Origin of the sequence: Humibacillus xanthopallidus (genome assembly GCF_044793955.1) — a bacterium.
In the GTDB taxonomy this organism is placed as follows: domain Bacteria; phylum Actinomycetota; class Actinomycetes; order Actinomycetales; family Dermatophilaceae; genus Humibacillus; species Humibacillus xanthopallidus_C.
In genome coordinates this window covers 1,080,630-1,095,808 of record NZ_CP084995.1, presented here as the reverse complement: position 1 = coordinate 1,095,808, position 15,179 = coordinate 1,080,630, and the positions used below count along the sequence as shown (strand labels likewise).

Below are 15,179 nucleotides of genomic sequence, written 5' to 3'. Positions count from 1 at the left end.
ACTCCGTGTCGCCCCTCCTCGGTCGAGTGGCCACTCCGTGTCGCCCCTCCCCGGTCGAGTGGCCACTCCGTGCCGCTTGCGTCGGTCGACCGGCGGCAACGATTGGCCCCTCGACGGGTGAGGGCGTCAGCCGCGCCCGGAGGCGGCGTAGATGCGCCGCACGACGTCCTCGATGTCGGGCTCCTCGATCGCCAGGTCACGCACGGAATGACGGGCCGACACGTGGGCGAGCACCGCGGCCGCCGTCGTGGCTGCGGCGTCGAAGGCGAGACGCTGGCGCAGGCCCCCCGACTCGCTCTCGAGGAGCGTCGTGCTCGGCACGCCGGTCAGGTCGGGGGTCGGCTCGGCGAGGTCGATGACCAGGATGCGCTGCGCCCCGACCGTCGCGGCCAGACCGGGCAGCGTGCCGTCGAAGGCGAGCTGGCCGTGGTCGACGACGAGCACCCGGTCGCAGAGCCGCTCGATGTCGCCCATGTCGTGGGTCGTCAGCAGCAGGGTCGTGCCCCGCTCGCGCCGCTCGGCGACGAGGAACTCGCGCAGGCGCTGCTTCGAGAGCACGTCGAGCCCGATCGTCGGCTCGTCGAGGATGAGCAGCTCCGGGGTGTGCAGCAGGGCGGCGGCGATCTCCGCACGCATCCGCTGCCCGAGCGACAGCGATCGCACGGGCGTGCCCAGCTGCGGCCCCATCTCGAGCTGCTCGACGAGGCGGTCGGTGCGCGCAGTAGCGGCGGTGGGCTCGAGCCGGTGGATGGCGGCGAGGATGTCGAACGAGTCACGCAGGGGCAGGTCCCACCAGAGCTGGGAGCGTTGACCGAAGACGACGCCGACGCGCCGGGCCACCCCGATGCGGTCGCGCATCGGGTCGAGCCCACAGGTGCGCACGAGGCCCGAGGTCGGCTTGAGGATGCCGGTCAGCATCTTGATCGTCGTCGACTTGCCCGCCCCGTTGGCACCGATGTAGCCGACGGACTCGCCCGCCTCGATGGCGAGCGTCAGGTGGTCGACGGCGCGGGTCCGTTTGAAGTCGCGCACGAGGTCGCGGGTCTCGATGATGCTCATCCACCGGCTCCTTGGTAGTGACGGGTGCCGGCCCTCCAGCACAGGCCGGCGAGGGTCCAGGCGAGCGCCGCTGCGACCGGCGTGAACCACGCCAGCCACGGTGGGGCGAGGTGGTCGCCGGGCAGGTCGAGGATGGCGACGGCCGGGAGGTAGGCGACGAAGGCGGTCGGGATGACGAAGGTCCAGAAGATGCGCAGCGGGTCGGGGAAGACCTGCTGACTCTGCTGGGCGGCATACGACCCGCCGTAGGTGAAGGCGTTGGTGAACTCGGAGCCGTCGACGAGGAAGAACTGCAGGCCGCCGGCGGCCGTGAACAGGGCCGAGAAGATCGCCGTGCCGCTGACGACCGTGAGCACGATGAGCAGCACGGTGGCCGGCGACCATGCGATGTCGGCGGTGGTGAGCGCGACGGTGAGGGCGACGAGCGCCACCGACAGGCGACCCACCCGACGCAGCGACAGGTCACTCGTCATGAGCTGAGTCAGCAGTGGCAGCGGCCGCACGTAGAAGGCGTCGACCTGCCCCGCCCGGATGTAGCGCGGCAGCTGGTCGAGGTGCCCGACGAACATGTCGGCGATGGAGAACGCGAGGTTCGAGAGGGCGAAGACGAGCAGGGCCGCGGTGAAGTCGAGGCCGCCGAGCACGTCGACGTTGTGGAAGATCACCCAGACCTCGGCGAACTCCGCGAGCCCGACCCCGACTGTGCCGAGGATGTCAGTGACGAAGGACGTGCGGTACTGCATCTGCGCGCGGGCGCGGGAGGCGAGCAGCACGCGGTAGGGGCGCAGTCGCTCGGCGAGCGAGCCACGGTCGTCAGCCACCCTGCACCTCCAGGCGGCGTCGACCGGCCCGCAGCACGAGCTGACCGAGCCCGAGTAGGGCCGTCACCCAGAAGAGCTGGATCGCGAGCGACGTGCCGATGTCGGCGCCCACGACGCGTCCCGCGAGGATGTCGATCGGCTGCTGGAGCATCGAGGGGAAGGGCGACCAGTTGGCGATGGTCCGCAGCCAGTCAGGGAACCACGGCACGGGCAGGTAGAGCCCGCACAGCAGACCACCGGTGATCATCCAGAGCAGCATGATGCCGCGGATCTCGACGAGCCAGAAGGCGAGCAGGTTGATGACGAAGTTGCCCGCGAAGGCGACGACCACGGCGAGCACCACCGACACGGCACCCGCCGCCCAGCTGAGGCCGGACGGCGGCCAAGCCATGTCGAAGAGGAGGGCACCGAGCAGGATGGCCGGGATGCCCCGGCCGATCAGGTTGATGCCGGCCCGCCCGAGATCGCCTGCGAGATAGGCGAGCTGCGGGTTCATCGGTCGCAGGAAGTCGACGGCGATGTCGCCCGTGCGCACGCGGTCCTTCACCTCGGCGAAGCCCCAGAGGTTGACGGTGCCGAGCAACGCCTGACCCCACCAGACGAAGGCGATGGTCATGGGCGCGTCGTAGCCGCCGATCGAGGTGCCGGCCGACGCGAGTGCCGCGAGCAGGATCGAGGCACGGATGATGCCGAAGACCGAGTTGGTCGTCATCCCCGCGAGCAGCGCGAGCCGGTAGGTCGAGTGCCTCCGGAAGCCTGCCCGCACGAGGAGCCAGAAGGTCTTCACGAGACTCGGGCGTGGGCAGGCACAAGGGGCCACGCTACCGACCGACCGGTCCCGGATCAACGCCGGATCAACGGGGGTACGTTCGGGTCATGCCGGACACCCCCCGTGAAGACCTGCCCACCCCCGACATCATCGTCGTCATGGGGGTCAGCGGCAGCGGCAAGACCACGGTCGCGACGGGGATCGCGACGGCGCTGGGGTGGCAGTTCGCCGAGGGCGACGACTTCCACCCCGAGGCCAACGTCGCGAAGATGCGCAGCGGCCAGCCACTCACCGACGACGACCGCTGGCCCTGGCTCGAGACGATCGGCAGGTGGATCAGCGCCAGAGAGGCCGCCGGTGAGTCGGCCGTGGTGACCTGTTCGGCATTGCGCCGCGCCTACCGCGACGTGCTTCGCCGCGACCGTCCGCACGTGCGCTTCCTCCATGTCGAGGCGCCCGGCGCCGTCATCGCCGACCGCGTGGAGCACCGGGCCGGTCACTACATGCCGCCGTCGCTGCTGCCCAGCCAGCTCGCCACCCTCGAGCCGCTCGCCCCAGATGAGCCCGGGGTCAGCGTCACCACCGAGGGTGAGCCCACGGAGGTCCGGGACCGCTGCCTGATCGCCCTCGGGCGGCGGGCCGGCTGACGCCGATGGCCATGGCACCGCGTGACCTCAGTCCCGAGGCCCTCGACTTCCTCGCCGTCCGCCATCTTGCGACGCTGACGACGCTGCGCCCCGACGGCTCGCCGCACGTGACGCCCGTCGGTTTCACCTGGGACGCCGAGACGTCGACGGCCCGCGTCATCACGAGCCGTGGCAGCCGCAAGACGCGCAACGCGGCCGCGGGCTGCCCTGCCGTCCTCTGCCAGGTGGACGGCAGGTGGTGGCTCTCCCTCGAGGGCACGACTCAGGTGCTGGACGACCCGCAGTCCGTCGGCGACGCCGAGCGGAGGTATGCCGCGCGCTACCGGGAGCCGCGCCCCAACCCCGAGCGCGTCGTCATCGCCATCACCGTCACGAGAATCCTCGGCAACCTCTGACCCCCAAAGTCGAGTGGGCACTTTCCACCGCAGACTCGCGCCCCCGCGGGCCGGGCCCCGGGTGCAAACTGCCCACTCGACTGTGACGGACGCACGAGCGACGTCGAGTGGGCACTTTCCACCGCAGACTCGCGCGCGCGTCGGCCGGACCCCGGTTGCAGACTGCCCACTCGACTGTGACGGACGCACGAGCGACGTCGAGTGGGCACTTTCCACCGCAGACTCGCGCACCCGTGGGCCGGACCCGGGTGCAAACTGCCCACTCGACTTCGGGGGGCGGCGGAAACTGCCCACTCGACTGTTGGGGGTTGGGTGGAAAGTGCCCACTCGACTTTGTGGGGGGTGGGCGGGTCAGGCCGGGAGGCGGAAGCGCTGGCGTGGGAGCGGCTCGAGCAGGCCGTCGGCCACGAGGGAGTCGAGGCAGCGCATCACCTGGGCCGGATCGTCGCCGGCATCGACGAGACTCGCAAGTGGCACCGAGGTGTGAGCCTCGCGCAGCCGCCGCAGGATCTCGCCCCGCACCTGACGGTCGGTGCCGTGCCAGGCCTGCCCGCGTCGGGCGGGTCCTTCGTATGCCGGGCGGCCGGCGACGTTCCACGCGCACAGATCGGCGACCGGGCACTCCTCGCAGCGCGGTCCGCGGGCCACGCAGATCAGCGCGCCGAGCTCCATGACGGCGACGTTCCAGGTGTTGGCGGCGTCGCGGTCGGCCGGCATGGCAGCCCGGGCGAGATCGGACTCGGCCCGATTGAGGGTCAGGTGGGGCAACGCCTTGCCCTCCAGCGTGCGGGCCAGCACGCGCCGGACGTTGGTGTCGATGACGACCTCGGGGTTGGCGAAGGCGAAGCACGACACCGCGGCAGCCGTGTAGGCGCCGACCCCCGGGAGCGCCAGCAACTCCTCGTGGCCGCGGGGCACCTCACCGTCGTGTTGCTCGACCATCGCCGTGGCCGCCTCGTGCAGCCGCAGCGCCCGGCGGGGATAGCCGAGCCGACCCCAGGCGCGCACCACCTCACCCGGTGAGGCCGCGGCCAGGTCGGTCGGCGTCGGCCATCGCTCCATCCACTCGCGCCACACCGGCTCGACCCGCGACAGCGGTGTCTGCTGCGACATCACCTCGGAGAGGAAGACCCCCCACGGGCTGCAGTCGGCACGGCGCCACGGCAGGTCACGGCCGGCCTCGCTGAACCACGAGTTGACGCGCTCGTGGAGCACGGCGATCGGGGGCGAGCCAGGCGGCATACGGGAGAGGAAGCGGCGCGTCAGACGTAGCGCTCGAGGATGCTCGACTCGGCCAGGCGCGAGAGACCCTCGCGCACGGCGCGGGCGCGGCCCTCGCCGACACCGTCGACCAGCATGAGGTCCTCGATGCCGGCGGCGAGCAGTCGCTGGAGCGACTCGAAGTGGTTGACGAGACGGTCGACGATGGCGGTGGGCAGACGCGGCACCTTGGTGAGCAGCCGGTAGCCCTGCGGGCTCACCGGCGCATCGAGGCTGTCGCCGACGACCGAGAAGCCGACGGCGCGCGCGCCGGCGGCGAGGTCGAGCAGCTCGACCGAGTTGAGCGACTGGAGGTTGGCGAGCGCGTCGTCGAGGCCGAGGCTCGACTTGGTCGCCGGGAGGTAGTCGCGGATCACGAGCTCACGGTCGTTGCCGAGCCCGCCGATGAGCTCCTCGAGCTGGAGGGAGAGCAGTCGCCCGTCGGTGCCGAGCTCGACGACGTAGTCCTGGATCTCGGCCGAGATGCGCCGGACCATCTCGAGGCGCTGGAGCACGGCCGTGACGTCGCGGACGGTGACGAGGTCCTCGATCTCGAGCGCCGAGAGCGTGCCGGTGACCTCGTCGAGGCGGGCCTTGTAGCGCTCGAGCGTCTGCAGCGCCTGGTCGGCGCGGGACAGGGTCGTCGGGGAGCCCTCGATGACGTGTCGCAGGTCTCCGACGTAGAGCGCGACGACACCCATCGACTGGCTGACCGAGATGACCGGGAAGCCGGTCTGCTTGGCGACCCGCTCGGCCGTGCGGTGTCGCGTGCCCGACTCGGTCGTCTCGATGCTCGAGTCGGGGACGAGCTGGGTCGCGGCGCGCAGGATGCGGGTGCCCTCGCGGTCGAGCACGACGGCGCCGTCCATCTTGCAGAGCTCTCGCACCCGCGTCGCCGAGAACTCGACGTCGAGCACGAAGCCGCCGGTGCAGATGGAGTCGACGATGCGGTCGTAGCCGAGCACGATGAGGGCTCCGGTGCGTCCGCGGAGGATGCGCTCGAGGCTGTCACGCAGCTCGGTGCCGGGGGCGACGGCAGCAAGGGCTGCACGCAGCAGCAGCTCGTCGTTCCGGTCCATCACATCCCTGTCGGCGAGGGGGGCGCCGAGCGCGACCACCCCAGTCGCACGCAGTCTAGACGCTGGCAACGGCCCGTGTGTCGCTGGCTCGCGGCCCGGCGAGACGGCCCATCGCCTCGATGGCACGGGGGACGTCGGCCACCTCGTGCGTGCGGATGCCGTCGGGCAGGGACGCACCCCCGTCGAGGCTGCCGGGCGGCACGAGTGCGTGACGGAAGCCGAGCCGTGCGGCCTCGGCCAGGCGCCGCTGCAGGCCCGTGACCCGGCGCACCTCACCGGCGAGCCCGACCTCGCCCAGCGCGATGACGTCGGTGGCGAGCGGACGGTCGATGACGGAGGACGCGACGGCGCAGACGATCGCGAGGTCGGCTGCCGGCTCGGTGAGGCGGACCCCGCCCACGGTGGCCGCGAAGATGTCGCGCGAGCCCACGGGTGCGCCGGCCCGCTTGTCGAGGACGGCGATGATCATGGCCAGCCGGGACGCGTCGAGGCCGCTCGAGGTGCGCCGCGGACTCGGCAGCGTCGACGGGGCGACGAGCGCCTGCACCTCGGCGACGAGGGGCCGTCGACCCTCGAGCGTCACCGTGACGCAGGTGCCGGCCACCGCGAGGTCACGCCTGGTCAGGAAGAGACCGCTCGGGTCGGGCAGGCCGACGATGCCGATGTCGGACAGGTCGAAGCAGCCGACCTCGTCGGTGGGGCCGTAGCGGTTCTTGACCGCGCGGACGAGGCGCAGCCGGGAGTGCCGGTCGCCCTCGAACTGCACCACGACGTCGACGAGGTGCTCGAGCACCCGCGGGCCCGCGATGGAGCCGTCCTTGGTGACGTGGCCGACGAGCAGCACGGCCATGCCCCGCTGCTTGGCGGCCCGGATCAGGCTGGCCGCGACCTCTCGGACCTGGGAGACGTTGCCGGCCTGGCCCTCGATCTCGGCGCTGGCCACGGTCTGCACCGAGTCGACGACGAGCAGGTCGGGCGAGCGCGCCTCGACGTGTCCGAGCACCGTCGCCAGGTCGGTCTCGGACGCGAGGTAGAGGGTGTCGGCGATGGCGTCTATGCGCTCGGCGCGACCGCGCACCTGAGCGGCCGACTCCTCGCCGCTGACATAGAGCACGGCGGCACCGGAGCGGGCCGCACGCGCCGCCACGTCGAGCAGCAGCGTCGACTTGCCGACGCCCGGCTCCCCGGCGACGAGCACGACCGACCCGGGCACGAGCCCGCCGCCGAGCACCCGGTCGAACTCTCCGACGCCCGTGGGCCTCGCGGCGGCACGGGTGACATCGACGTCACCGATCCGCGGGGCCGGGGTGACGGCGGTCGCCGCGGTCGTGCGAGCAGGAGCATCGCCGACCTCGGCCACGCTCCCCCACGCCTGGCACTCGCCACACCGGCCGACCCACTTGGCCGTCGTCCACCCGCACTCGGAGCAGCGGAAGCCGGCGGCGCGCCGCGAGGTGCTCTTGGTAGCCATGCCGACAACCTACGGTCCCCCTCCGACAACGAGGTCCGGCGCGCTGATGGCCGCTGCGAGATCCCGTGCGAAAATAGCGGCATGGACTCCGTCATGCCCTACGTGCTCGCGCTCGTGCCGACCATCGGCATGGCCACGCTCTTCTACTTCGTCATCAAGAGCATTCTCGAGGGCGACCGCCGCGAGCGCATTGCGCACGCGAAATGGGAGAAGGAGCACCAAGCGGGAGACACCGGCACACAATCCGCACCCGCCGCCACCAGCGATGACAACACCGGCACTGCGGCACCGGACATCACCGCCCGCTGAGTTCGTCACACCGCAATAAACATCTCTGTGGATAGCGCGGAATGCGATTTCTGCGCCGTGGGAGTGTAAATTGATGTTGTCCGCGAGTGGTTGGCGCGGATAACCCCTCCCATTGCTACACAATCAGATGGAGAAACATGGCTCAGCGTGTCGAAGTGAAGCTGATCGACGACCTCGACGGCGGTGACGCTGCCGAGACGGTGTCGTTCTCGCTCGATGGGATCTCCTACGAGATCGACCTCTCGGACAAGCACGCCAAGAAGCTGCGCGACGAGTTCGCGGCCTGGACGGGCCACGCCCGTCGCAGCGGCACCGGCGGCCGCGGCGGCTCGCGACGTCGCTCGGCCTCGGCCGGCGGCGCCAAGCGCTCCGACCTCGGCGCGGTGCGCGAGTGGGCCCGGGCCAACGGCCACCAGGTGTCGGACCGCGGCCGCATCTCGGCCGAGGTGCAGGCGGCCTACGACAAGGCCCACTGACCGAAACAGCAGCACCAACGCGAACGGCCCGGCGGATCATCGCCGGGCCGTTCGCACGTCCCGGCCACCTCCGGGAACGCCACGTCCGCGGCCGGGCTCAGGTGATGCTCGCCGCGAGGTCGCCGTCGGCCTCGACGCGGGCCAGCACCTCCTCCATGCGCAGCTGCACGAGCTCGCCGCCCTCGGCCCCACTCTCGATCTCGGCCCACGACCGCGGCGCCGCGGCGGTCGGCTCGTCGCGACCACGCAAGGAGTAGGGGCAGACCGTCGTCTTGGCCGCGACGTTCTGGCTCCAGTCGAGGAAGATCTTGCCGGGACGAAGCTCCTTGGCCATCTTCCACACGACGAGGTCGGGGTGGGCCTTGGTGAGCTCCTGGGCGAGCTGCTGCACGGTGTCACGGATCTCGTCGCTCGTGTGCGCCCCCGGCAGGACGGCATACAGCTGAAGTCCCTTGCTGCCACTGGTGACGGGCACCGTCTCGAGGCCGATCCGGCCGAGCCGCTCACGGACGATGAGCGCGACGCGAGCACACTCGTGCAGGCCCGTGCCGGGCCCCGGGTCGAGGTCGATGACGAGCCGATCAGGATTGAGCGCCACGGCGTCACGCCCCTCACCCTCATAGCGCCACTGGTGCACGTGCAGCTCGAGGGAGTTGAGGTTGGCGAAGAAGGTCAGGCCGGCGAGGTCGTCGATGAACGGGAAGACAGGGTCACGCCCGGCCCGCCGGATCCAGGCGGGCGTGCCTGAGGGGATGTTCTTCTCGAAGAACTGCATGTCACCGACACCGTGCGGGAAGCGAATTCGCGTGACCGCTCGGTCTCGCAGGTGCGGCAGGATCGCCGGTCCGATGCGCGCGTAGTAGTCGAGCACCTGGGCCTTCGTCGTGCCGGTGCGTGGATACATGACCTTCTCGAGGCTCGAGAGCCGCAGGCGGCGGCCCTCGACCTCGACGGTGACCTTCGTGGGCTCGTAGGCCATCACTCACCCATCCCTTGGTCGTCCACGTCGCCGGGCGCGAGGTCGCCACGCAAGCCCTTGTATGCCGGCTGGCGCAGTCGGCCCTGACCGCCGAGTCCCAGCGACTGCACGTCTGCGACGAGCAGGGGGCGCACCCAGCTCGCGCCCCGGGCATCCTCTGGGGGCACCTCTGTGGCAAAAGGAGATTCGTCGGAGGCGAGGGGCTCGAGCTCGCGCATCAGCGCGGTGCCGAGCTTGCCGGCCAGCCCCGAGCCCACCCGGCCGAGGTAGCGCAGGCCACCGGCGGTGGGCACACCGACGAGCACCGCACCCAACCGCCCCCGCACCGTGCCCGTCGACTCAGGGCGCCAGCCGCCGATGACGACGGACACCGTGCCCCGGTGAGGAGACTTGAGCCAGAAGGGACTTCGCACACCGGGGGTGTAGACGGAGTCGACTCGCTTCGACACGATCCCCTCGAGCCCCTGCTCCTTGGTCGCCTCGTGAAGCACCTGGCCGTCGTCGAAGGTCGGCGGCGTCTGCCAGCGCGGGCCGTCGAGCTCCAGGCGCTCGAGCGTCGCCCGTCGGTCGCTCCATGCCCGGCCCATGAGCTCGACGCCGTAGAGGCGCAGCAGGTCGAAGGTCATGAGGGTCACGGGCGCCAGCTCCGCCAGACGCTGCGCCTTGCGGGCGTCGGTGACGTGGAAGCGTTCGGCCAGCGCGGCGAACGACGGTGTGCCGCCCTGCATCGCCACAATCTCGCCGTCGAGGAGCATGTCGGCATACTCCTCCCCCAGCCGGCGCAGCTCGGGGAAGGCGACCGTGACGTCGCGCTCGGTGCGCGACCACAGCGTCAGCGAGCCCTCCGAGACGTCGGCGAGCACACGCATACCGTCCCATTTCACCTCGTGCTGCCAGGCGTCGCCGGACGGAATGGTCACCGTCGGCGTCGCGAGCATGGGGCGCATGGGTGCATTCTTGTTCTCATGCGAGCCATCTGGAAAGGCGCGGTCTCCTTCGGACTCGTCAATGTGCCGGTCCGCCTCTTCTCGGCGACCGAGAACCACGACGTGCAGTTCCGCCAGGTCCACGAGAAGGACGGCGGGCGCATCCGCTACAAACGCGTCTGCGCCATCGACGGTGAGGAGGTGGCCTACTCCGACATCGCCAAGGGATACGAGGCCGCCGACGGGCAGATGGTCGTGCTCTCCGACGAGGACATGAAGAGCCTCCCGTCGCGGTCGACGAAGGAGATCTCGATCGAGAAGTTCGTGCCCTCCGAGCAGATCGACCCGCTGCTGTTCGACAAGTCCTACTACCTCGAGCCCGACAAGACCGGCCTCAAGCCCTATGTGCTGCTGCGTGACGCCCTCGAGAAGGCCGACCGAATGGCACTCGTCACGGTGTCGGTGCGCTCGCGCATGACCCTTGCCGTGCTGCGTGTGCGCGACGGCGTCATCGTGCTGCAGACGCTGCTCTGGGCGGACGAGGTGCGCGCCCCGGAGTTCGAGTCGCTCTCCGAGGAGACCCACGCGACGAGCAAGGAGCTCGCGATGGCGTCCTCCCTCGTCGACTCCCTCTCGGGCGACTACGTGCCCGACGAGTTCGAGGACGACTACGCCGAGGCCGTCGAGGCCCTGGTCGCGAGCAAGATCGAGGGTGGCGACATCACGACGACGCCCGAGGCCGAGGGCGAGGAGACCGAGGTCGTCGACCTGCTCGCGGCCCTGCAACGCAGCGTCGACAAGGCCAAGGCCGCCAAGTCGGGCAGCCCGAGCGCCGCTCCCAAGGCTGACTCCGCAGACGCTGACGCCGACAGCGACACCCCGGCGAAGAAGACGACTGCCAAGAGGGCCTCGACCGCCAAGAAGTCGGCGGCGAAGAAGACCTCCACCGCCAAGACCGCCACCAAGAAGGCCACTTCGAAGACCGGCTCCGGCACTGTGACCAAGAAGGCAGCGACGAAGCGGGCAAGCTGACCCCGCACGGCCCGCACTGCGCCACGATGGGGGGGTGCAGACCGTCACAGTCGAGGACCTGCAGGCCCGCTTGCGTGCCCTGCCCGCCAACCCGCGTGTCGTCGTCAGCGGCAACACCGCGGTGCCCTGGGAGGGCGTGCGTGCCGTCGACACGGCGCTCGAGCGCTACGTCATCCACGCGCTCAACGCACCCCGCGGCATACCGGACCGGGAGGGTGTGACCGCGGAGACGTGCTTCGTCGGCCCCGGTATGCGTCGTCACCCGCAGCTGCGCTACGTGCCCTCGCGCCTGTCGCTCGTGCCGCTCCTCTTCTCGCGCACGCTCGTGCCCGACGTCGTGCTCATCCACTGCACACCCCCGGTGGGAGGTCACGTCAGCCTCGGCCTCGAGGTCAACATCCTGCCGGCGGCGATCGACGCCGTGCGTGCGCACGGCGGGCTCGTCGTGGCGGTGCTCAACAGCTTCATGCCGCGCACGTCGGGCGACGCGCTCGTGCCCGTCGAGCACATCGACCTCGCCATCGAGGTCGACGAGCGGCTGCCGACGCACGCGCCGCTCGAGCCCGACGACGAGAGCCGGCTCATCGGTGAGCGGGTCGCGGCGCGCGTGCGCGACGGCTCGACGCTCCAGCTCGGCATCGGCGGCGTGCCCGATGCGACCCTGGCCGCTCTCACCGGTCGGCGCGGCCTGCGCATGTGGACGGAGATGTTCTCCGACGGCGTGCTCGCGCTCGATGCCGCGGGCGCGCTCGACGAGGACCACCCCCTCGTCACGTCGTTCTGCTTCGGCTCGAGCGAGCTCTACGACTGGATCCACGACAACCCACGGGTGCGGATGCTGCGCACGGAGAAGACCAACGACCCCGGCCTCATCGCGCAGCAGCGCTTCATGACCTCGGTCAACACCGCCCTCGAGGTCGACCTCTTCGGCCAGGCGAACGCCTCGCGCATCAACGCGCGCATCCACTCCGGCTTCGGCGGCCAGACCGACTTCATCGTCGGAGCGCTCCACTCGCCGGGAGGCCAGTCCTTCATCGCCCTGCGCTCGTGGCACCCGAAGGCCGACGTCTCGACGATCGTGCCGCTCCTCGACGAGCCGGTCACGAGCTTCCAGCAGAGCGCCGTCGTCACCGAGCACGGCATGGCCGAGCTCTGGGGCCGCAGCGAGCGTGAGCAGTGCCGCGACATCATCGAGGAGTGCGCCCACCCGCAGGTCCGCGACGACCTGTGGGAGGAGGCCAGCGGCCTCGGTCTCGCCTGAGACGCACCGGACCGCCGAGGACGGCGCACCGCCCGTGACGGACAATGACCGCATGACCATCCGCATCGGGCTCTCGTCGTCGTCGGTCTATCCCGACAACGCGGCGACCGCCTTCGCGACGGCCGACCGCCTCGGCTACGACGGCGTCGAGATCATGGTCTGGACCGACCCGGTCACCCAGGAGGCAGGGGCGCTCAACGCGCTCGCCGAGCTGCACGGCATACCGATCCTGTCGGTGCACGCGCCGACGCTGCTGCTGACGCAGCGGGTCTGGGGCACCGACCCGTGGGGCAAGGTCGACCGCTCGATCGAGCTGGCGCTCGAGGTCGGTGCGCCCACCGTGGTGCTGCACCCGCCGTTCCGCTGGCAGCGGGAGTATGCCGCCGGATTCGTCGACGGGATCGCGCTGCGCGAGCACGACACCGGGATCCGCCTGGCAGTGGAGAACATGTATCCGTGGCGCACCGCGCGCCGTGAGGTGCTCGCCTACCTGCCGCACTGGGACCCCACGACGCAGCCCTACGACAACGTGACCATCGACCTCTCGCACACGGCGACGGCCGGGTCGGACGCGGTCGAGATGGTGCGTGCGCTCGGGCCCCGGCTCGCCCACCTGCACCTCACCGACGGTCTGGGCTCGTTCAAGGACGAGCACCTCGTGCCCGGTCGCGGCACCCAGCCGTGCACCGAGGTGCTCGAGCTGCTCTCCGACACGGGCTGGGAGGGCGACGTCGTCGTCGAGGTGTCGACGCGCAAGGGCACGCGCGACCAGCGCGACATCGACCTCGCCGAGTCGCTCGCCTTCGCCCGCTTCGGGCTGCTGCCGACGATGGGCGCCTCGCGGATCTGAGGGCCGCTCAGCCCGCAGTCGGGCGCCAGCCGCGGGGCCGCACCGAGACGAGGTCGACGCTCGTGCCCGGGCCCGCGTCGATGGCCAGCCGGGCCGCTGCCACGACGGACTCGACGTCGAGGTAGGCCGCGGCGTCGTAGTCGGCGCCCTCGTGCCCGACGAGCTCGTGCTGCATGTCGGTGTCGACGCGGCCGGGGTGGAGCGAGGTGACGCGCACGCCGTGGGCCCGCTCCTCCTCGCGCAGGGCGTCGGTGAGGGCGCGCAGGGCGAACTTCGAGGCGCTGTAGGCGCCGGACGCGGCTCCGGAGGTGAAGCCCGAGCCGGAGTTGACCGTGATGACGATGCCGTGGGCGGCACGCAGGGCCGGCAGCAGCGCCCGGGTGACGGCCGCGACGGCGACGACGTTGACCGTCAGCGATTCCGCCCAGTCCGAGACCGGCGCCTCGGCGACGCTGCCGTGCCGCAGGATGCCGGCCGAGTGCACGAGCACGTCGACGCGCGGCAGGGCGCGCACGAGCCCGTCGAGCGCACGGTCGAGCGAGCCGCCCGGAGCGCAGTCGCCGAGGTCGGCGACGAGGCCCTGCGCCGACGGCAGGCCGGCGACGACGCGCTGCACGCTCTCCTCGCTGCGACCCCCCACGACGACGTGGTGGGTGGGCGCGAGGTCGCGCACGATGCCGAGGCCGATGCCGCGGGTGCCCCCCGTGACGACGGCGACGGGGCGGGTGTCCTGGGTGCTCACCCCGGCAGCCTACGAGCCGGTATGCCGCTCGGCCGAGGAGGCTGCGCGCCTGCCGCGGGTGCCCCGCCGGGCTACGGCGCCAGCTGGTCGAGACGGCGGACGATGAGGCCCTCGCGCAGCGCCCACGGGCAGATGTCGATGCGCTCGACCTGGAGCAGGTCGAGGGTGGCCTCGGCGACGAGGGCTCCGGCGAGCAACTGTGCGGCGCGACCCGTCGAGACGCCGGGCAGCTCGGCGCGGTGCGCGGCGTCCATGCCAGCGAGGCGGTCGACGATGCCGTGCAGGTCGTCGCGTCCGAGCCACCGCGGCACGAAGGGGCCCTCGGCGCGCGGCGCCGCGCCCGCGATGCGGGCCAGCGACCGCATCGTCTTGGAGGTGCCGACGACGCGGTCGGGCGACCCGACGGTGAGCAGCGGCCGCAACTGCTCGGCCAGCGAGCTGCGCACGTGCGAGCGGACCGCCCGCACGTCCGCCGCGTCGGGCGGGTCACCGGCGAGGCGCTCGCGGGTCAGGCGGCCCGCCCCGAGGGGCAGGCTTAGGGCGACGTCGGGCTCCTCGTCGATGCCGGAGGCCAGCTCGAGCGATCCCCCGCCGATGTCGATGACGAGCAGACGACCGCTCGACCAGCCGAACCAGCGCCGCACCGCCAGGAAGGTCATGCGTGCCTCGTCCTCGCCCGTCAGCACCTCGAGGTCGATGCCCGTCTCGTCGCGCACCCGGGCGATGACGTCGTCGCCGTTCGGTGCCTCGCGCAGCGCGGAGGTCGCGAAGGCGAACACGTCCTGCACCCCCTGGTCCTCGGCCACCCGCAGGCACTCGCCGAGGAAACTGACGAGGCGGTCGGCCGTCGCCGGGTCGACGCGACCGTCGTGGTCGAGGCTCTCGGACAACCGCAGCTCGGTCTTGTGCGAGAACGCCGGCAGCGGGTGACCCCCGCGGTAGGCGTCGACGACGAGGAGGTGGACCGTGTTGGACCCGATGTCGATGACGCCCAGTCGCATGACCTCACCCTAGTGGCGCGCCGCCGGGTGCCGGCGCGCACCGGTTCGCCTCACGGTGGGCAGCCGCAGCACAGCCGCAGTGCAGCCGCTGGGCGGCCAGGG

General features: G+C 71.4%; 17 protein-coding genes. 7 read left to right on the top strand and 10 right to left on the bottom strand.

All coding sequences use genetic code 11. The features are described from left to right. Nucleotides 1–126 precede the first annotated feature (126 nt). Genes LG278_RS05000 through LG278_RS04990 form a run of 3 tightly spaced genes read right to left on the bottom strand, consistent with a single transcriptional unit; the run spans nt 127 to nt 2,667 of the window. Complete coding sequence (locus tag LG278_RS05000; RefSeq protein WP_404391550.1) at nt 127–1,059, bottom strand: ATP-binding cassette domain-containing protein; 933 nt, start codon at nt 1,057–1,059, stop codon at nt 127–129. After that, nucleotides 1,056–1,880 carry an ABC transporter permease gene (locus LG278_RS04995; RefSeq protein WP_404391548.1) on the bottom strand — a complete coding sequence of 275 codons (825 nt, stop codon included), beginning with the start codon at nt 1,878–1,880 and terminating at the stop codon, nt 1,056–1,058. The genes LG278_RS05000 and LG278_RS04995 overlap by 4 nt, the downstream gene beginning before the upstream one ends. Continuing rightward, entirely contained in the window at nt 1,873–2,667 is a 795-nt protein-coding gene (locus LG278_RS04990; RefSeq protein ID WP_404391546.1) for an ABC transporter permease, read from the bottom strand. Before LG278_RS04990 ends, LG278_RS04995 begins: the two co-directional genes overlap by 8 nt. An 89-nt stretch (nt 2,668–2,756) precedes the next feature. On the opposite strand from LG278_RS04990, the gene LG278_RS04985 reads away from it, so the two are divergent. After that, entirely contained in the window at nt 2,757–3,296 is a 540-nt protein-coding gene (locus tag LG278_RS04985; RefSeq protein ID WP_404391544.1) for a gluconokinase, read from the top strand. An 11-nt stretch (nt 3,297–3,307) separates the two neighbouring features. Next, a complete protein-coding gene (locus LG278_RS04980) occupies nt 3,308–3,691 on the top strand; it encodes a PPOX class F420-dependent oxidoreductase (RefSeq protein ID WP_404391542.1) in 384 nt (127 codons plus the stop codon). A gap of 351 nt (nt 3,692–4,042) precedes the next feature. Here LG278_RS04980 and LG278_RS04975 read toward each other — a convergent pair whose 3' ends face one another. Genes LG278_RS04975 through radA form a run of 3 tightly spaced genes read right to left on the bottom strand, consistent with a single transcriptional unit; the run spans nt 4,043 to nt 7,501 of the window. Further along, complete coding sequence (locus LG278_RS04975; RefSeq protein WP_404391540.1) at nt 4,043–4,933, bottom strand: A/G-specific adenine glycosylase; 891 nt, start codon at nt 4,931–4,933, stop codon at nt 4,043–4,045. A 20-nt stretch (nt 4,934–4,953) separates the two neighbouring features. Beyond that, nucleotides 4,954–6,030, bottom strand: a complete 1,077-nt coding sequence (disA, locus tag LG278_RS04970; RefSeq protein ID WP_404391538.1) for a DNA integrity scanning diadenylate cyclase DisA — start codon at nt 6,028–6,030, stop codon at nt 4,954–4,956. Between the two features lie 55 nt (nt 6,031–6,085). Next, a complete protein-coding gene (gene radA / locus LG278_RS04965; RefSeq protein ID WP_404391536.1) occupies nt 6,086–7,501 on the bottom strand; it encodes a DNA repair protein RadA in 1,416 nt (471 codons plus the stop codon). A gap of 81 nt (nt 7,502–7,582) precedes the next feature. Between radA and LG278_RS04960 the strand changes: the two genes are divergently transcribed. Then, nucleotides 7,583–7,810: a hypothetical protein gene (locus LG278_RS04960; RefSeq protein WP_404391534.1), complete on the top strand. Its 228-nt coding sequence runs from the start codon at nt 7,583–7,585 to the stop codon at nt 7,808–7,810. 137 nt (nt 7,811–7,947) lie between these two features. Then, nucleotides 7,948–8,286, top strand: coding sequence for an Lsr2 family protein (locus tag LG278_RS04955; RefSeq protein WP_404391532.1), 339 nt, complete (start codon nt 7,948–7,950; stop codon nt 8,284–8,286). A 97-nt stretch (nt 8,287–8,383) separates the two neighbouring features. Here LG278_RS04955 and ligD (LG278_RS04950) read toward each other — a convergent pair whose 3' ends face one another. Both ligD (LG278_RS04950) and ligD (LG278_RS04945) read right to left on the bottom strand, forming a co-directional pair. Beyond that, nucleotides 8,384–9,265 (bottom strand): non-homologous end-joining DNA ligase, encoded by an 882-nt coding sequence (ligD, locus tag LG278_RS04950; RefSeq protein WP_404391530.1) that lies wholly within the window; start codon nt 9,263–9,265, stop codon nt 8,384–8,386. Then, a complete protein-coding gene (gene ligD / locus LG278_RS04945) occupies nt 9,265–10,212 on the bottom strand; it encodes a non-homologous end-joining DNA ligase (protein WP_404391528.1) in 948 nt (315 codons plus the stop codon). The genes ligD (LG278_RS04950) and ligD (LG278_RS04945) overlap by 1 nt, the downstream gene beginning before the upstream one ends. 18 nt (nt 10,213–10,230) lie before the next feature. On the opposite strand from ligD (LG278_RS04945), the gene LG278_RS04940 reads away from it, so the two are divergent. From LG278_RS04940 to LG278_RS04930, 3 genes are read left to right on the top strand one after another with little or no spacing between them, the layout of a single operon-like run. After that, nucleotides 10,231–11,223 carry a Ku protein gene (locus tag LG278_RS04940; RefSeq protein WP_404391526.1) on the top strand — a complete coding sequence of 331 codons (993 nt, stop codon included), beginning with the start codon at nt 10,231–10,233 and terminating at the stop codon, nt 11,221–11,223. A 34-nt stretch (nt 11,224–11,257) separates the two neighbouring features. Next, nucleotides 11,258–12,484: an acetyl-CoA hydrolase/transferase family protein gene (locus LG278_RS04935; RefSeq protein ID WP_404391524.1), complete on the top strand. Its 1,227-nt coding sequence runs from the start codon at nt 11,258–11,260 to the stop codon at nt 12,482–12,484. 52 nt (nt 12,485–12,536) lie between these two features. Next, complete coding sequence (locus tag LG278_RS04930) at nt 12,537–13,334, top strand: sugar phosphate isomerase/epimerase family protein (RefSeq protein ID WP_404391522.1); 798 nt, start codon at nt 12,537–12,539, stop codon at nt 13,332–13,334. A 7-nt stretch (nt 13,335–13,341) separates the two neighbouring features. Here LG278_RS04930 and LG278_RS04925 read toward each other — a convergent pair whose 3' ends face one another. Together LG278_RS04925 and LG278_RS04920 are read right to left on the bottom strand one after the other, a co-directional pair. Next, nucleotides 13,342–14,076, bottom strand: coding sequence for an SDR family oxidoreductase (locus tag LG278_RS04925; protein ID WP_404391520.1), 735 nt, complete (start codon nt 14,074–14,076; stop codon nt 13,342–13,344). Between the two features lie 71 nt (nt 14,077–14,147). Further along, nucleotides 14,148–15,077, bottom strand: coding sequence for a Ppx/GppA phosphatase family protein (locus LG278_RS04920; protein ID WP_404391518.1), 930 nt, complete (start codon nt 15,075–15,077; stop codon nt 14,148–14,150). Nucleotides 15,078–15,179: the final 102 nt, after the last annotated feature.

What these genes read in the sequence shown, in the direction of transcription:
- LG278_RS05000 (WP_404391550.1), bottom strand. Translation starts at nt 1,059, where the DNA reads ATGAGCATCATCGAGACCCGCGACCTCGTGCGCGACTTCAAACGGACC.
- LG278_RS04985 (WP_404391544.1), top strand. Translation starts at nt 2,757, where the DNA reads ATGCCGGACACCCCCCGTGAAGACCTGCCCACCCCCGACATCATCGTC.
- LG278_RS04980 (WP_404391542.1), top strand. Translation starts at nt 3,308, where the DNA reads ATGGCACCGCGTGACCTCAGTCCCGAGGCCCTCGACTTCCTCGCCGTC.
- LG278_RS04975 (WP_404391540.1), bottom strand. Translation starts at nt 4,933, where the DNA reads ATGCCGCCTGGCTCGCCCCCGATCGCCGTGCTCCACGAGCGCGTCAAC.
- disA (WP_404391538.1), bottom strand. Translation starts at nt 6,030, where the DNA reads ATGGACCGGAACGACGAGCTGCTGCTGCGTGCAGCCCTTGCTGCCGTC.
- radA (WP_404391536.1), bottom strand. Translation starts at nt 7,501, where the DNA reads ATGGCTACCAAGAGCACCTCGCGGCGCGCCGCCGGCTTCCGCTGCTCC.
- LG278_RS04960 (WP_404391534.1), top strand. Translation starts at nt 7,583, where the DNA reads ATGGACTCCGTCATGCCCTACGTGCTCGCGCTCGTGCCGACCATCGGC.
- LG278_RS04955 (WP_404391532.1), top strand. Translation starts at nt 7,948, where the DNA reads ATGGCTCAGCGTGTCGAAGTGAAGCTGATCGACGACCTCGACGGCGGT.
- ligD (WP_404391530.1), bottom strand. Translation starts at nt 9,265, where the DNA reads ATGGCCTACGAGCCCACGAAGGTCACCGTCGAGGTCGAGGGCCGCCGC.
- ligD (WP_404391528.1), bottom strand. Translation starts at nt 10,212, where the DNA reads ATGCGCCCCATGCTCGCGACGCCGACGGTGACCATTCCGTCCGGCGAC.
- LG278_RS04940 (WP_404391526.1), top strand. Translation starts at nt 10,231, where the DNA reads ATGCGAGCCATCTGGAAAGGCGCGGTCTCCTTCGGACTCGTCAATGTG.
- LG278_RS04930 (WP_404391522.1), top strand. Translation starts at nt 12,537, where the DNA reads ATGACCATCCGCATCGGGCTCTCGTCGTCGTCGGTCTATCCCGACAAC.
- LG278_RS04920 (WP_404391518.1), bottom strand. Translation starts at nt 15,077, where the DNA reads ATGCGACTGGGCGTCATCGACATCGGGTCCAACACGGTCCACCTCCTC.